Genomic DNA, 15883 nt, shown 5'->3' on the forward strand with positions numbered 1-15883 from the left:
CATCCGGTGGAACATGTCAGTATTGCCACCAAGAACCATATAAAATAGTGCTGCTTCATGGGGCAAAGATAATGAAAATGCTTGAAAATGAGAAAAAAACACGTGAAAATTTGCTCTTTTCTGAAATAAATGCTATATTTGCCACCGATAAGCCTATGTCGGCTGTTGCCGAACTATCTTATCATTCATAGTTAGGGGTTGGTAGCGTCCTGCACCAACCCCATTTTGTTGAACCTTCAATGCATATCATGTGGTTCATGTTGCCGTTGAACAAGTCGGAAATATATGACGACAGCGTTAAACTTGCAAAATCAGTTTGACATTTCAACTTTTATTCGTAAATTTGCAAGTCATTAGTAAATATCTATTAAAAGAATACATAAAACATGGGAATTTTATCTAAAATATTCGGACGTAACACCGATGAACAGCAGAAAACAGGAGGCATGGAAGACTTCATGACTCTCATTCGCGTTTATTTCCAGGCCGTAATGGCAGCAGACTTGGGCATTACCAATCTGGCTGCATTGCCCGATTTACGCGTGTTTAAACAAACACTCCACGTGCCAACTCAAAACAATAAGCTCGGTGTGGGAGAAAAGTCACGCTGCAAGAAAATGCTGAAAGAGATATATGGCATGAGCGATGACTTCACTAAAGAGATAGACCAAAGCATTCGTCGTCGCTGCAAGAAACCGCAGGATGTGCAAACTTATATGATTCAGTTTTCTGCGTTCTCACAAGACTTGATGATGCTTACCGGAAACCTGATGAAGTTCAAACTTCGCTTGCCCGGATTCTTCAAAAAGGCTCTTTATACCATGACCGAAAAGACTATCAATGACATCTTCAATAAAAACGATTATGGTGATGCAGGTGTTCTGAAGTCTATCGTGGCAATCCGTCAATACAACCAGAAACTTGGTTTCTCACAGCGATGGGTAACCGATTTCGTATATCATGTAGTGATGCTTGCTAAAAAAGAAAAGCAGCCAGCACAACAAGAAACGAAATAAAAAAAGTTAAATATATTACAGAAAAGGTTGCACTTTGTATAAAAAATGTTACCTTTGTAGAGATTAAGGGTGTGTCTTTAATGTTTTGCAGCCAAGGTCATGATTGGCATAACCAAACAGCTCAAGGCAAAGAAGACAAAAATAAGTATCAATGACGCCTAACGAGAAAACTATAGCAACGTTTGAAACCCGCATGAGGCAGATGATTCTCCGATTTCAAGAACTGAAAAAGGAGAACAATGACCTATACGCCCAAATCGAAGAGGACGAAAAGCAAATGGAAACGCTGCGACAACAGTTGGATCAAAAGCAGAAAGACTATGAGGCCCTTAAGATGGCACGCATGATCAGTATTACCGATGGCGACTTGCAAAGCGCTAAAGACAGACTGGCGAAGCTCATCAGAGAAGTGAATAAGTGTATTGGAATCCTTAGCGATGAAAACGAATAGAGGAGACCGAACCATGGCAGAAACAAACCGAGACAAGTTACATATCAAGCTGCACGTCTATGACGAGGAAATCGAAGTGGTAATCAACCGCGACGATGAGGAGTTCTATCGCTCGGCAGCAAAGCTCATCACTGAAAGATATAATGCATACGCTGCGGCATACAAAACCCGTAAAAGCGAACACATAATATCTTTGATGACACTTATAGATATAGCACTGCTCTATCAAAAGGAACGCGCCAACCATGACGCAGAGCCTTTCAAGAATATTCTCGATAAGTTGACAGCCGAAGTGGAACATGCACTGAAAGAAAAGTAATATACTGAAACGAGAATATTAATAATATATATCAAATTTAATCTATGGACATATTAGTCATCCTTGCTATCATTGCCGCCCTTCTAATTGGCGGACTCTGTGGCTTTATGATTTTCCGTCATGTCATCAAAGGAAAATATAATGAAATGGTAGAGGCTGCCAATAAGGAAGCCGAAGTTATCAAAGAGAAGAAACTGCTCGAGGTCAAAGAGAAGTTCCTCAATAAGAAAAGCGAACTGGAAAAGGAAGTGCAACAGCGCAACCAGCATATCCAGCAAAGCGAAAATAGACTGAAACAGCGTGAGATCTCGCTCAACCAACGTCAGGAGGAACTGGGTCGCAGAAAGAATGAACTAGACAACCTGCAAACGCGCATTGACAACGAAAAGAAGTTGCTGGTCCTGAAAAACGAAGAACTTGAGAAGATGCAATTGCAGGAGCGTGCTAAGCTGGAAGAACTCTCTGGACTGAGTGCAGACGAAGCAAAGGCCCGATTGGTTGAAGCCATGAAGGATGAAGCTAAGACAGATGCTGCTAGCTATATCAACGAAATTATGGATGAGGCTAAGCTGAATGCCAATGCTCAGGCTAAGAAAATTGTGATACAGACCATTCAGCGAGTGGCAACAGAAACTGCTGTAGAGAATGCTGTTTCTGTATTCCATATCGATAACGACGAAGTGAAAGGACGTATCATCGGACGTGAAGGTCGTAATATCCGTGCACTTGAAGCTGCCTGTGGCGTTGAAATCGTTGTAGATGATACTCCTGAGGCTATCGTTATTTCTGCGTTTGATCCTATCCGTCGTGAAACTTGCCGTTTGGCTCTCCATCAACTTGTCAGCGATGGACGTATCCATCCTGCGCGTATTGAAGAGGTTGTGACCAAAGTGAAAAAACAACTGGAGAACGAAATCATCGAAACAGGTAAACGTACGGCTATAGACCTCGGTATTCATGGATTACACCCAGAGTTGATTCGTATCATCGGTAAGATGAAATATCGCTCATCATACGGACAAAACCTATTGCAGCATGCACGCGAAACTGCCAACCTCTGTGCGGTTATGGCTTCCGAACTTGGATTGAATCCTAAGAAAGCTAAACGTGCCGGTCTGCTCCATGATATTGGTAAGGTGCCCGATGAGGAGAGTGAATTGCCACATGCACTCTATGGCGCAAAGATTGCTGAGAAATATAAAGAGAAACCCGATATCTGCAATGCTATCGGTGCTCACCACGACGAGATGGAAATGCAGACTTTGTTGGCTCCTATCGTACAGATTTGTGATGCTATCAGTGGCGCACGTCCAGGCGCTCGACGCGAAATCGTAGAAGCATATATCAAGCGTCTTAACGACCTTGAGGCTATTGCCATGAGTTATCCCGGTGTTACCAAGACCTATGCTATTCAAGCTGGTCGCGAGCTGCGTGTCATCGTTGGTGCAGATAAGATGGATGACGCAGAGACCGAGGCACTCAGTGGTGAGATTGCTACCAAGATTCAGAATGAGATGACCTATCCCGGACAGGTGAAGATTACTGTCATCCGTGAAACTCGTTCTGTGGCTTACGCCAAATAAAAGCAATTCATAGTATCAAATAACGAAGACTCCTTCTTTGCCTAATAGGGAAAGAGGGAGTCTTTGCTGTATATCATGCGGACCTTTGGTGGTTATTTGCTTTTTCTTATTCATTTTCTTTGTCATACAAAGAATATTTCGTAACTTCGCACCGAAAGATTAAAACACAGAACTATGAAAGGTATCGTATTGGCAGGAGGTAGTGGCACACGTCTCTATCCTATCACAAAGGGAATATCCAAACAACTGATTCCCATTTTCGACAAACCGATGATTTACTATCCTATATCGGCTTTGATGCTGGCAGGCATACGGGAGATTCTTATCATCTCTACTCCTTATGACCTTCCTGGTTTTAAACGCTTGTTGGGAACAGGTGAAGACCTCGGAGTACGTTTCGAATATGCAGAACAACCATCGCCGGATGGACTGGCACAGGCCTTTATTATCGGTGAAGAGTTTATTGGCAAAGATAGTGTATGTCTTGTCTTGGGCGATAATATCTTCTATGGTAGTGGATTCACGGGATTGCTCCATCAGAGTGTGAAAAATGCGGAACAAAAAGGACTCGCTACGGTGTTTGGCTACTATGTCAACGACCCAGAGCGCTATGGCGTGGCAGAATTTGATGCCGACGGCAATTGCCTCAGCATCGAAGAGAAACCCGCAAAACCCAAATCCAACTATGCCGTGGTGGGGCTCTATTTCTATCCAAACAGCGTGGTGGAAATTGCCAAAAATATCAAGCCAAGTGCACGAGGCGAATTGGAAATAACAACAGTCAATCAACAATATCTGTCACAAAAGACGCTGAAGGTGCAGACATTGCAGCGTGGTTTCGCATGGCTCGACACGGGCACTCACGACTCACTGTCGGAGGCTTCTACCTTTATCGAAGTGATCGAAAAGCGTCAAGGACTGAAAGTGGCCTGTCTGGAAGAGATTGCCTACAAGCATGGTTGGATTACGAAAGAGAAACTTCGTGAGGTGGCTGCTCCAATGGCAAAAAACGAATATGGCAAATACCTACTGCAACTGGCAGAGAAATAATAGGACACCGTCTTTTTGGAAGGCATCACTCTTCGCCCGGAAAGCGCGACCACATAAGAAGATACCGCCCGATGCGTTACACATCGGGCGGTATCTTCTTATCGCAGCAAGCCTTGCCAACTCACGGGCCGACCATCTTCCGTTGCTCCTTCTATCGTGACAAGATAGCGTTTCGATGAGTCGGAAGAATAAAAACGCACAATGGCTTCACCAGCATCGTCGGTCTGCAACGAGGGATTCCAATAGAGCGTCGTGCGATAGTCGGGGCGCGTATAGTCGCTCTTATCCGTCTTGGGATACTGTGGTGAATAGAACTCCATATTGTAGCGATAGCCCAACGGGGATATCCTTGCCATGGAGAGCAGGTGTTTGCGCTTTTCTATCTCCGAACCATCTTTAAGGAAGATGAACAACACGCCAGGGATTCTGCCTCTTATGTCGGCACGCACACCATACATCGTATTCTGAGGATGGTTCATCGAGAAATATTCTATACTCCGCACATTCTGCGGCAAGATAGCCAATATTTCTTCGTCATCTGTTTCTGTCACATTGTCCACATATTTTTTTCCAACAATCTGTCCAATACCACCGATTCTCTTGTGGCCATCTTCACCAACAGAACAATAGATGCCCAACTGGCTGAGGAGTGTTTCCATGGATGCCGCATGCTCAATACGAGGATCATTCGGATAAAGATTGCGAGGGGCTTCCAGTTGGCCATAGTTCATCGATTTGGGCTTCTTTTTACTTCCTTTCTTCTCAAATTCGGGCAGTTCTACCACTCCATTCCAAGCATACATCTGCTGTTGGTTGCTCTGCTTGACATAGACGGACAAATCATTGCCCATTTGACAAGCATAGTGAGGCAATCTCACCGTAGGGGGTATTTGCTTGTCAACTTGTAGTTCGACCATCTCCGTACTACCACTTTTTTTTGTGCCTTCCAATAGCCATGTCGTGCCTTCGGGACTGTCCACCGTCAGCGAGAAAAGACTGCTGTCGCCCAACTCAAACTCATGGCGCACTCCCTCCGCGGGGTTCACCAATAGCAGATGAGGATTCTTTAATTTCGATTTCAACGTGCCTTTCACTCTGCCCGTGATACGTTGTTCGGTCTCTATCGGATAGGTCATCTGTGGATAGCGGCCACGAAGCATATCGGCAAGGGGATAGACGCCATCGCGGCGACTCACTGCCCATTGCGATAGTGTTGGCTGCAACGTGTCGGGCTTCACCACGTCATAGTCGGTCACCGAAACAGAAAAATTGCCTTTTAAGGGGCGGCCTTCCTGATCGGTCAAGGTCAGCGTGGACGCTATGGGCATCTTCTTGCCTTCTGTCATCTGACTTTTCATGCTCACACATATGCTGTCGCGACTGGCAATCTGCGTCTCACAAGAGGCCAAGACCAATTTGTCTCGAGGACGGATCATGGCCACTGTTACTACGCCTGGACGCAAACGACTCATACCGATTCGCAACACACGCGAACCGACATAGGGTGTTTCCACTAAGTTGCCGCCACCATATATCACACAGGTTAACGTGTCAGACTCGCTCGCATCCGACATGCGGATCAGCAATTGTCCCTTGCGTTGCTTCACTTCCAATAGGGGCGATGATTGCAGGGCAATAGGTGCTTCCACGCACGACACATAGCGGTCGTCGCCCGTCTTTGCAGTCACATAGATGGGCTTATAGCAAAAATAATCCGAACCAAAATTGCGCATCCACTGCGTATAGGCCACCATGGTGTAGCTACCACTCGTCATCGTCTTCGATAGAAACATCGCATTGGCAAACACGCCACTACTGTCACAACGCACTTTCATGCGCTGAACCAACGTGTCGGCATTCTGTTCATAGAGTTCCACATAGACATAGCGCGAGCGTGACACAGGGATGCGAGTGGCGGCATCCAACAGATGAGCACGAAACCATATCGTGTCGCCAACCATATAATAAGGACGGTCTGTGTGCAGATAGATTCGCTCCTGCGGAACCTTTGAGTAATAGTCAAGCAGATGAGACATCACAGAGATGCTGTCATTATTCATCGCACTTGCCTGTACAGATTGGCATATCCATAAAATTAAAAAACTAACATTTATCTTCACATTGTTCATACTCCAAATCAGCATTTAAAATACAGGTTCTATAATCGCACCATTGTTCGTATTCAAGTCTATCCAAATTCTTTCGAATAATTTCATCTATGTCATCATTGGGATTAACAGCCGATAGATCCCAATTACCAATACCACAATATTCACAAGCACTTGTGGCAATTCGATATGACGTCATACAATTAGCCAAACATTGAGATTCGTTGACTATACTTCTCGTTTTAGTTTGCAAATCAATTCTAATATTGTACCGTTGAAGAGCTCGCAAATAATCTGTTCGGCAAATATTTATATTCTTAAAAGCCTTATTCTTTGCATTATATAGCGCTAATGCCCTATGAGAATAATTTATGCCTGTCATCATCGTCAACTGTCTAACAAAATTTGTTTGGCGCATATGCGAATCTGTATGTACAGCAGAATCCAAAAGCATTATATAACGTTTTTTCTCTTTAGCAGACATTCTATTTACTATACTTCGAATTTCAGAACGATCTCTACCAACAACTTCTTGATATTCCTGAAATTGCTCTGAGGCAACAAACATATCAGCATCCGTCAGAATCCGCTCTGTAGTACCATTATTATCATCGCCACATGCCATAAAAGTAGCGAATGCAAATATCATCATTACAAACTGTTTCATATTTTTCTTATATTAGATATTAATCAATCCTTGCCAACTCACAGGTCGTCCATTAGCCATCACTCCCTCTATAGTGAGAAGATAATGCTTCGACACATCAGAAGAGTAGAACTGCACCCTTACTTTCCCTGCATCATCCGTTGTCACCGAAGGATTCCAATAGAGCGTCGTGCGATAGTCGGGGCGCATATAGTCACTCTTATCTACCTTGGGATATTGTGGCGAATAGAATTCCATGTTGTAGCGGTAGCCTAAAGGCTGTACCTTTGCCATGGAGAGCAGATGATTTCTACGTTTGATTTCCGAGCCATCCTTAAGAAAAATAAACAGCACGCCTGGGATTGTTCCATTTGGTGAAAACCTCACACCAAATACGCCATTTTCCGAACGATTTTTCGGGAAATACTCTATTGACTTAACGTCAGAAGGATTCGTTTGCAGTACTATTGAATGATCTGTTTCCTTAAAATTATCAATATAACAAACAACATTTTGCATATGTTGTTCTCCTTCAGGAGTTATCGTAACCCAAATTCCCAATTGCGACATCAAAACACGCATTGTTGTGGCCCACTCTAATCGAGGATCATCTTGAGGAATTCCACGAACAGCTTCAATATTCATGAAATTTTTCTTCTGTTTTTTTTGATATTTTCCAATTCGGACGAACTCTGGGAGTTCTATCTCTACATTACGACTAAACATTTGTTGCAATTTGCTTTGCTTCATAAACGAATTCAAAGAGCTTGATTCTCTAATAGAATATATAGGAAGACTTATTTGAGGAAAGCTTTGCTTGTCGATTTCGAGTTGAACGAGAGAGGTCCTGCCATTTTTCTTTGCGCCCTCTAAGACCCATTCTGCCCCCTCAGGACAATCTATTTCCATCGAGAAAGAAGAACTATCACCTAATTCAAATCTATTATAGTATGCTCTCATAGGATTCACCACCAATAGACTTGGATTCTTTAATTTCGATTTCAACGTGCCTTTCACTCTGCCCGTGATACGTTGTTCGGTCTCTATCGGATAGGTCATCTGTGGATAGCGGCCACGAAGCATATCGGCAAGGGGATAGACGCCATCGCGGCGACTCACTGCCCATTGCGATAGTGTTGGCTGCAACGTGTCGGGCTTCACCACGTCATAGTCGGTCACCGAAACCGAAAAAGTGCCTTTTAAGGGGCGGCCTTCCTGATCGGTCAAGGTCAGCGTGGACGCTATGGGCATCTTCTTGCCTTCTGTCATCTGACTTTTCATGCTCACACATATGCTGTCGCGACTGGCAATCTGCGTCTCACAAGAGGCCAAGACCAATTTGTCTTGAGGACGGATCATGGCCACCGTCACTACGCCTGGACGCAAACGGCCCATGCCGATTCGCAACACACGCGAACCGACATAGGGTGTTTCCACCAAGTTGCCGCCACCATATATCACACAGGTCAACGTGTCAGACTCGCTCGCATCCGACATGCGGATCAGCAATTGTCCCTTGCGTTGCTTCACTTCCAATAGGGGCGATGATTGCAGGGCTATAGGCGCTTCCACGCACGACACATAGCGGTCGTCGCCCGTCTTTGCAGTCACATAGATGGGCTTATAGCAGAAATAATCCGAACCAAAATTGCGCATCCACTGCGTATAGGCCACCATGGTGTAGCTACCACTCGTCATCGTCTTCGATAGAAACATCGCATTGGCAAACACGCCACTACTGTCACAACGCACTTTCATGCGCTGGACCAACGTGTCGGCATTCTGTTCATAGAGTTCCACATAGACATAGCGCGAGCGTGACACAGGGATGCGAGTGGCGGCATCCAACAGATGAGCACGAAACCATATCGTGTCGCCAACCATATAATAAGGACGGTCTGTGTGCAGATAGATTCGCTCCTGCGGAACCTTTGAGTAATAGTCAAGCAGATGAGACATCACAGAGATGCTGTCATTATCCATCGCACTTGCCTTGAACCCGCAGGTGCTCAGCAAAATAAACAAGAACAACTTCCTACACATCTTAATTGTATCTATATTCGCAATCAGATTTACATTGCATATTGTATTTCTGCATCCGATTATTCTTTTGGTTTAGAGAAGGCTGCTACGCAACGACAGAGGGCATCGGGATTGCCCATGTCATACATCTCACCATCAAGCCGCACACCCATCATGCCATGGTTGCTACGAACGGCCTCAAGTGCTGAGGTGAGCTCTATCTCGCGTGTATGGTCGTTTCCTTCATCGGCTTTTCGAATATCGGTTTCCAACTGCTGGAAGACCTCCGGTGTGAGGATATACTGTCCAAACACACTGCAATACTCTTTCTTTCCATCGTTGCCACGCACACCAAGGAACTCTTCGGCATAACTGGCCTTGGGTTTCTCGTTCATTGCCGATACATTGAGAATGGTGTTCTCTTTGTCTTCCCAGATGCCACTGAGTATGCCGTAACGACTAACTTCGGTCAGTGGAACGGAATGGATACTGACCATGAGTCTGTTGTAGCGCTCATATTCCTCGATGAGTTGTAGGGCACAGGGTTTATTGCGATGGCTACGGTAGATCGTGTCACCTAAGAGTAGGAGCACTGGCTCATTGTGTGTGAATTCCACAGCCTGATAAACGGCATGGCCGAAACCGCGCTTTTCTTTTTGATATACGTAGCGCAGTCGCTTACCGATATCAAGAATGCGGTTTTCATATTCTTGTGCTTCGGTATTGAGCTTCGACAGATGTTCTGCAGAAAGCGGTGTTTCGAAGAATTCAGTATAGAGTTTACGTTCCTCCTCAGAGCCCAATACGAGACAAATCTCCTCGATGCCACTCTTTACCAGTTCTTCAAGCAAAATGAGAATGACGGGGCGCACCATGCCATCGGCACAGGGTATGGGGAAAAAGTCCTTCTTTAATCCGCGGGTCGCGGGGTATAGTCGTGTGCCGAAACCTGCCACGGGGATAATAGCGCGACGTACCGTATGTACAGGGTTGATGGTTAACTGGTAGGCACGCATGCCTTCGCTGTTGAGGTAATCAACCAATTTCTTCTGTGATTCCGCATCGCGTGCGAGAAATTGCACACTTCCATCGCCGTGTGAACCAACACCCTTTCCACCATATACCAATGGTTGGATGGCAGGATCCCTCAATACTTCATGGAGTTTTGGTGCTTGTAGTGCAGGCGACATGGGCGTGATGTATTCCTCAAACATATTTTCTGTCTCTGTCATCAGTTGGCCCAGTTGCTCCACTTGTCCCTCTGCCATATATTTCACAGCACGTTCTATGATTTTGTGGTTCCATTCTCCTAACGCCCGATGGAGGTTTTGCTCCTTCTCGTTTTGCGCAAATGGATAGGGCTTATTCAAGTCAGAAAGGATGCGGATTGTATCTTTTGCAGTGCAAAGGTCTGCAAACACCCAGTGTAGTGTCTTTTTGACATTGAGTGACTGCACTTCGATTTCATCGCCATCAAAGGTCATCAGATTGGGTTTCACACCAAAGGCGCATGCTTGGTCAAGTCGTCCGCAACGTGACGAAGTGCGCTGTTCACCGAGATAGGCGATATTCATTTCGCCCATGGTGTTGAGGTTCAAGTTGTACAGCAGGTTGAAAGCACGTGCAACCAAAACACAAATAGCTGCAGATGACGATAGTCCGCTCTTCATGGGAAGTGTCATATTGGTAATGCGGATGCGTACACCACCCACCTTATACCATTCCAACATGTAGCTGGCTACACCTGCACAGTAGCAGAAGAACGATCCCGATTTGGCAACACGCTTCAGATCTGTCTCTGTCATGCGGCATGAAAAGTCACGCCACGCATCTTTCATTTCAGCGGCATCGCTATGCATTTCGAAGTTGGAGGCTTTCTCCACTTCTGCATAAATTCCTTGTTCGATTCCAGTAACTATAGCCATACCCGGAAGGATATCGGCATTCATGGTTCGGTAATGGCCTGCCCAGTCGGTGTGTTCTCCAAAGAGGCACAAACGCCCCGGAACAAATAGTTTCAACATAAATAAGTCTTAGCTTGGTTATATATTCAGTTCACAAAGTTAAAACAAAAGAATGAGAAATCACGAATTTCTGTTAGAATAATTTGGAGATACTGAAATTTTACCTTAAATTTGCATCATATAATGGTAATATTGCCAGTAACCCATCTTAAAAAACAATAGGCTTATCGATTAAATTCTACCCTCAAGAAATCAAAACATTTGGACCATGAAGGGATATGCAAACTGCTCCGACGATATGTTGGTGCAAGCCTATATGGAGGGCAAGGATTCTGCTTTCGATGAGTTGTTGGCACGCAATCAGCAGCAATTATTCGATTTTATCTTGGCTTTGACCCGTGATAAGGACAAAGCCGATGACCTCTTTCAAGAAACTTTCATCAGAGCTATCGTGAAGATGAAAGATGGACAATACTTCAATCAAGGTAAGTTTCTATACTGGTTGATGCGTATTGCCCGTAATTTGCTGATTGATGATGTGAGAAAACAAAAGAAAGAACAGGCGGTAAATATCAGCGATGACGAGTTGCTGACGGTCATAGATTGTGGACATCCCTATAAAAGTAGGGAAGATATGCTGGTGGCTGAGGAACTCAGTGGCCACATGCGACAACTGATGGATCTGCTTCCTGATGAACAGCGCGAGGTGGTATTGATGCGTTATTATCAGGGTTTGCAGTTTAAAGACATAGCCGAAATTACCAATGTCAGTATCAATACTTCGCTTGGGCGTATGCGCTATGCCATTCGCAATATGCGCCGTATGGCCAAACGTATTAATTTGATATAGTATCTGACAGTATGATGTGAGGTATGAAACTCCTTTACACCAATACTGATGTTTCATCTTGGTGTAAAGGAGTTGTCGTATGTGCAGGATGATTTAGATCATCTGCTGTTGTTGAACTGCTATTGGTTGTTTAGAGATTGCGCAATTCGTGGATAGTCTGTTCTGGTTGCTTGCTTTTGAATACGTAGCTACCGCTGACAAGAACATCCACACCGGCTTTAACCAAGCGTGGCGCAGTCTCGCCCTGTACTCCACCATCCACTTCGATTAGTGCTTTACTGCCAGTTTGGTCGAGTAATTGGCGCAAGCGCTGCACCTTGCCGATGGTGTTTTCAATGAATTTTTGTCCGCCAAATCCAGGATTGACGCTCATCAGCAATACCATATCCACATCTGCTGCAATGTCTTCCAATACGGAAACAGGTGTGGCGGGATTGAGTGTGACACCAGCTTTCATGCCGGCATCGTGTATTTCCTGTACTGTGCGGTGTAAGTGGCGACAGGCTTCTACGTGAACATTCATCATCATAGCGCCAAGTTTAGCGGTTTGCTTGATATACTGTTCTGGATTTACAATCATGTAATGCACATCCAATGGTTTGGTGCACTTTGATGCAACAGCTTCGAGTACAGGAAAGCCGAAGGAGATATTGGGTACAAAAACCCCGTCCATAACATCGAGATGAAGCCAGTCTGCTTCACTTCTGTTGATCATTTCAATATCGCGGTCGAGGTGCAGAAAGTCGGCCGCCAGTAATGATGGAGATACTTTAGTCATCTTGTCAGTTGTTGATTTAAGTTTCAAGTTCAGTTCATCCCCACTACCTTGACAGTCCCATCGCTTTCAACAATGGTCTTGTAGGTGCGAGCCACCTGTTTAATGAGCAGGATGGTTGTTTCGCTGGGTTTGTCCGTTTCGTGCTTATTGGCGCTTGACATCGGCTTTTTCCTTATAGTTTTCTATAAGAATAAACGAGGTCTTTGCCGTTTTAGTATATTTTTGAAGTGATTTTTTTACTTATCCTACGTGACACTGTTCCAGTTCCTTCATGCCATTCATGAAGTCGCGTGCTATCATGCGCTTCTTTCCTGCCAGTTGAAGTTCCTCGAAACAGAGCCATTCATCATTAGCAGCCACCAGCAAGCGCTTACCTTCTATGCAGATTGTGCCTGGTGCAGCGGTGGTGGATTGACCGGTTTTGCTTGTGCGATAGACTTTCAACAGTGTCTCTTTACCATCTTGTGTTATCAGATTGGTCCAAGCTCCTGGTATGGGACAGAGGCCGCGCACGAAGTCATACACCTGTTTTGCTTTCTGGTTCCAATTGATTTCGCAGTTTTCTTTGAACAGTTTCGGAGCGTCTTTGAGGTCCTTGTCTTCTATCTTTTCGCTTTGTGCCACGGTCGCAGGATGCCCATTGGTAGCCACAATTTGTTCGAGCGTTTCGAGACAGAGTTGTGCGCCGAGGTGCATCAGTCCGTCATAAACATATTCCACATCGGCATCGTCTGGAATGTCGAAAGGCTTGCTCATGATGATACGACCAGTATCAATATCGTGGTCAAGGAAGAATGTTGTCACGCCAGTTTGTGTTTCACCATTGATGATGGCCCAGTTGATGGGCGCCGCACCACGGTATTGTGGCAGTAGGGCAGCATGTACATTGAATGTGCCATATTCGGGCATTGCCCATACCACTTCGGGTAACATGCGGAAAGCCACTACCACCTGAAGGTTGGCATTGTAGCTCTTCAACTGTTCCACGAAGTTCTCGTCTTTCATCTTCTCAGGTTGTAACACCGGTAATCCATGTTCCAAAGCATATTTTTTGACGGCAGGTGCTTGGAGTACCGAACCGTGTCTTCCTACGGGTTTATCGGGTTTGGTGACTACAGCCACTACATTATAGTCGTGTTCTACCAGTGCTTGCAGTGTCTCTACGGCAAACTCCGGTGTTCCCATAAATACTATTCTAAGGTCTTCTTTCTTCATCATTGATATGATTGCTACACATTATTAATATAAATAGATGCTATTCCTGACTGAAGTCGCGCACCATCTTACGATACATACCGTATATGCGTTTCTGTGAGATATAGCCACGCAGACAGCGTTCAGCGTCAAGTACAGGCAGCCAGTCAGCCTGTGTTCGTTCAAAAGCCTTCATCACATCAGTCATCGGCATGCCATCGGTGAGTACTGCAGCCGGTTTAGTCATGAGTTGACTGGCATGGAAATGGTGATATAGTTCGGTGCGGAACATCACGTGGCGAATGCGTATAATATCTATTTCCCCTAACAGATGTCCTGCAGCGTCAGTAACAGGAAGCACACTCTGCTTAGAGCGACTGATCTTATGTACCATTTGTCCGAGTTCCATATCAGCATCCACCGATTGGTAGTCACGGTCTATCACGGTTTCCATATTCATCAGTGTGAGCACAGAATGGTCGGTGTGGTGGGTGAGCAACTTACCTTGTCGGGCGAGTCGCATACCATATATACTATGCGGTTCAAAGATGATGATGGTGAGATATGCCGATACCGAAACAATCATCAACGGCATGAATAGGTTGTATCCACTGGTAATCTCGGCGATGAGGAATGTTCCTGTCAGCGGTGCATGCATCACTCCCGACATGACTCCAGCCATGCCCAATAGTGCAAAGTTCTTCTCAGGCACATATATTCCCACTTGATTCATGTTCCACAAGCGTGAGAAGACGAATCCGGTGAAGCATCCTATGAACAAACTGGGTGCGAAAGTACCACCACAACCGCCGCCTCCATTGGTTGCCGATGTGGCGAACACCTTGGTGAAGAGCACCAGCGATAGATATATCATCAGATATTCCGGATGTCCGTAGAATAGTGAACCGTCGAGAATCTGGTTCCAGTCAGTCTCCGATTTACCGTTGAGCAACAGGTTGATGGCATGGTATCCTTCGCCATAGAGTGAAGGAAAGAGGAAGATCAGCGTGCTCAGAACAACGCCACCGATAAGGAGTTTGACGTATGGCTTGTTTTTAAATCGAGCATAAACATCCTCGCAGGCATTCATAGACCGTATGAAATAGAGGCTGACGAGACCGCAGGTGATTCCTAATAGAATAGATGCCGGTACACGTTCCACCGTCCAGTCGTTGTCGAGATGGAAGGTGAATAGTGTTGAGGCACCGCTGAAAATATAGGTGAAGCAGGTTGCTGTCACACACGATACCAATACAGGCAACAGCGAAGCCATGGTCAAATCGATCATCAATACTTCCAGCGTGAATACCAATCCTGCTATCGGCGCCTTAAAGATTCCGGCAATGGCACCAGCAGCACCGCATCCTACGAGCGTCATCAGCGTTTTGTTGTCGAGTCGAAACAGTTGCCCGAGCCTTGACCCGATGGCCGATCCCGTCAAAACGATAGGCGCCTCAGCTCCCACCGAACCACCAAAACCGATGGTGATGGCTGATGCAATGACCGATGACCATGTGTTGTGGGCTTTCAGTCGCGACTTGTTTGACGAGATGGCATATAGTATTCGCGTGATACCGTGAGATATATTGTCTTTGACGACATGTCTCACAAAAAGCGAGGTAAGGTAGATGCCGATGACAGGATATACCAGATAGAGCCAGTTGTAACTTGTTGCAGTAAACTTACCCGTCAGCAGTGAGCCTATCAGGTCAATCATACTGTGCAGGATGAAAGCGGCTACAGCAGACAACAGGCCCACAAAGAACGCCAGAACGAGTAGAAACATTCTGTCGCTAATGTGTGTTACCCGCCATTCGTGAATGCGGTGTCTCCAGTCTGTGCGTGTCGCTATTTCATGTTGACTCATATCTGTTCTCTTGTTTCGGTCTGTTGGTTGAGGGG

The 15883-nt window shown here is 45.4% G+C and carries 14 protein-coding genes; 6 read left to right on the forward strand and 8 right to left on the reverse strand.

The genetic code is table 11. The features are described from left to right. The first annotated feature begins 386 nt into the window (after positions 1-386). The 5 genes from CIK93_RS01660 (at position 387) to rfbA (ending at position 4419) form a co-directional block, all read left to right on the forward strand. On the forward strand, positions 387-1016 hold the full coding sequence (locus CIK93_RS01660; protein WP_094446386.1) for a hypothetical protein: 630 nt from the start codon (positions 387-389) through the stop codon (positions 1014-1016). A gap of 151 nt (positions 1017-1167) precedes the next feature. Beyond that, positions 1168-1467 (forward strand): hypothetical protein, encoded by a 300-nt coding sequence (locus CIK93_RS01665; protein WP_094390111.1) that lies wholly within the window; start codon positions 1168-1170, stop codon positions 1465-1467. 13 nt (positions 1468-1480) lie between these two features. Beyond that, positions 1481-1786: a cell division protein ZapA gene (locus tag CIK93_RS01670; RefSeq protein ID WP_094390110.1), complete on the forward strand. Its 306-nt coding sequence runs from the start codon at positions 1481-1483 to the stop codon at positions 1784-1786. A 44-nt stretch (positions 1787-1830) separates the two neighbouring features. Continuing rightward, positions 1831-3369: a ribonuclease Y gene (rny, locus tag CIK93_RS01675; RefSeq protein WP_094390109.1), complete on the forward strand. Its 1539-nt coding sequence runs from the start codon at positions 1831-1833 to the stop codon at positions 3367-3369. 174 nt (positions 3370-3543) lie between these two features. Next, positions 3544-4419 carry a glucose-1-phosphate thymidylyltransferase RfbA gene (gene rfbA, locus CIK93_RS01680; protein ID WP_094439979.1) on the forward strand — a complete coding sequence of 292 codons (876 nt, stop codon included), beginning with the start codon at positions 3544-3546 and terminating at the stop codon, positions 4417-4419. Between the two features lie 98 nt (positions 4420-4517). Here the strand turns inward: rfbA and CIK93_RS01685 are convergent, their stop codons facing one another. From CIK93_RS01685 to CIK93_RS01700, 4 genes are all read right to left on the reverse strand, one after another. Further along, positions 4518-6479, reverse strand: a complete 1962-nt coding sequence (locus tag CIK93_RS01685) for a hypothetical protein (RefSeq protein ID WP_094446387.1) — start codon at positions 6477-6479, stop codon at positions 4518-4520. A 43-nt stretch (positions 6480-6522) separates the two neighbouring features. After that, positions 6523-7194 carry a hypothetical protein gene (locus tag CIK93_RS01690; RefSeq protein WP_094446388.1) on the reverse strand — a complete coding sequence of 224 codons (672 nt, stop codon included), beginning with the start codon at positions 7192-7194 and terminating at the stop codon, positions 6523-6525. Positions 7195-7206: 12 nt separating this feature from the next. Then, positions 7207-9156 carry a hypothetical protein gene (locus tag CIK93_RS01695; RefSeq protein ID WP_094446389.1) on the reverse strand — a complete coding sequence of 650 codons (1950 nt, stop codon included), beginning with the start codon at positions 9154-9156 and terminating at the stop codon, positions 7207-7209. 119 nt (positions 9157-9275) lie between these two features. Then, on the reverse strand, positions 9276-11219 hold the full coding sequence (locus CIK93_RS01700; protein WP_094390104.1) for a sugar phosphate nucleotidyltransferase: 1944 nt from the start codon (positions 11217-11219) through the stop codon (positions 9276-9278). A 208-nt stretch (positions 11220-11427) separates the two neighbouring features. On the opposite strand from CIK93_RS01700, the gene CIK93_RS01705 reads away from it, so the two are divergent. After that, positions 11428-12009 carry a sigma-70 family RNA polymerase sigma factor gene (locus CIK93_RS01705; protein WP_094436467.1) on the forward strand — a complete coding sequence of 194 codons (582 nt, stop codon included), beginning with the start codon at positions 11428-11430 and terminating at the stop codon, positions 12007-12009. Between the two features lie 130 nt (positions 12010-12139). On the opposite strand, the gene rpe is transcribed toward CIK93_RS01705, so the two are convergent. From rpe to CIK93_RS01720, 4 genes are all read right to left on the reverse strand, one after another. Next, positions 12140-12787, reverse strand: a complete 648-nt coding sequence (gene rpe / locus CIK93_RS01710) for a ribulose-phosphate 3-epimerase (RefSeq protein ID WP_094436465.1) — start codon at positions 12785-12787, stop codon at positions 12140-12142. Between the two features lie 29 nt (positions 12788-12816). Further along, positions 12817-12948: a hypothetical protein gene (locus CIK93_RS13985; protein WP_256387362.1), complete on the reverse strand. Its 132-nt coding sequence runs from the start codon at positions 12946-12948 to the stop codon at positions 12817-12819. A 79-nt stretch (positions 12949-13027) separates the two neighbouring features. Beyond that, positions 13028-14002, reverse strand: coding sequence for a methionyl-tRNA formyltransferase (gene fmt / locus CIK93_RS01715; RefSeq protein ID WP_094446414.1), 975 nt, complete (start codon positions 14000-14002; stop codon positions 13028-13030). 40 nt (positions 14003-14042) lie between these two features. Continuing rightward, positions 14043-15848, reverse strand: coding sequence for a chloride channel protein (locus CIK93_RS01720; protein ID WP_094446390.1), 1806 nt, complete (start codon positions 15846-15848; stop codon positions 14043-14045). Positions 15849-15883 lie beyond the last annotated feature (35 nt).

Origin of the sequence: Prevotella sp. P3-92 (assembly GCF_002251205.1) — a bacterium.
Classification (GTDB): domain Bacteria; phylum Bacteroidota; class Bacteroidia; order Bacteroidales; family Bacteroidaceae; genus Prevotella.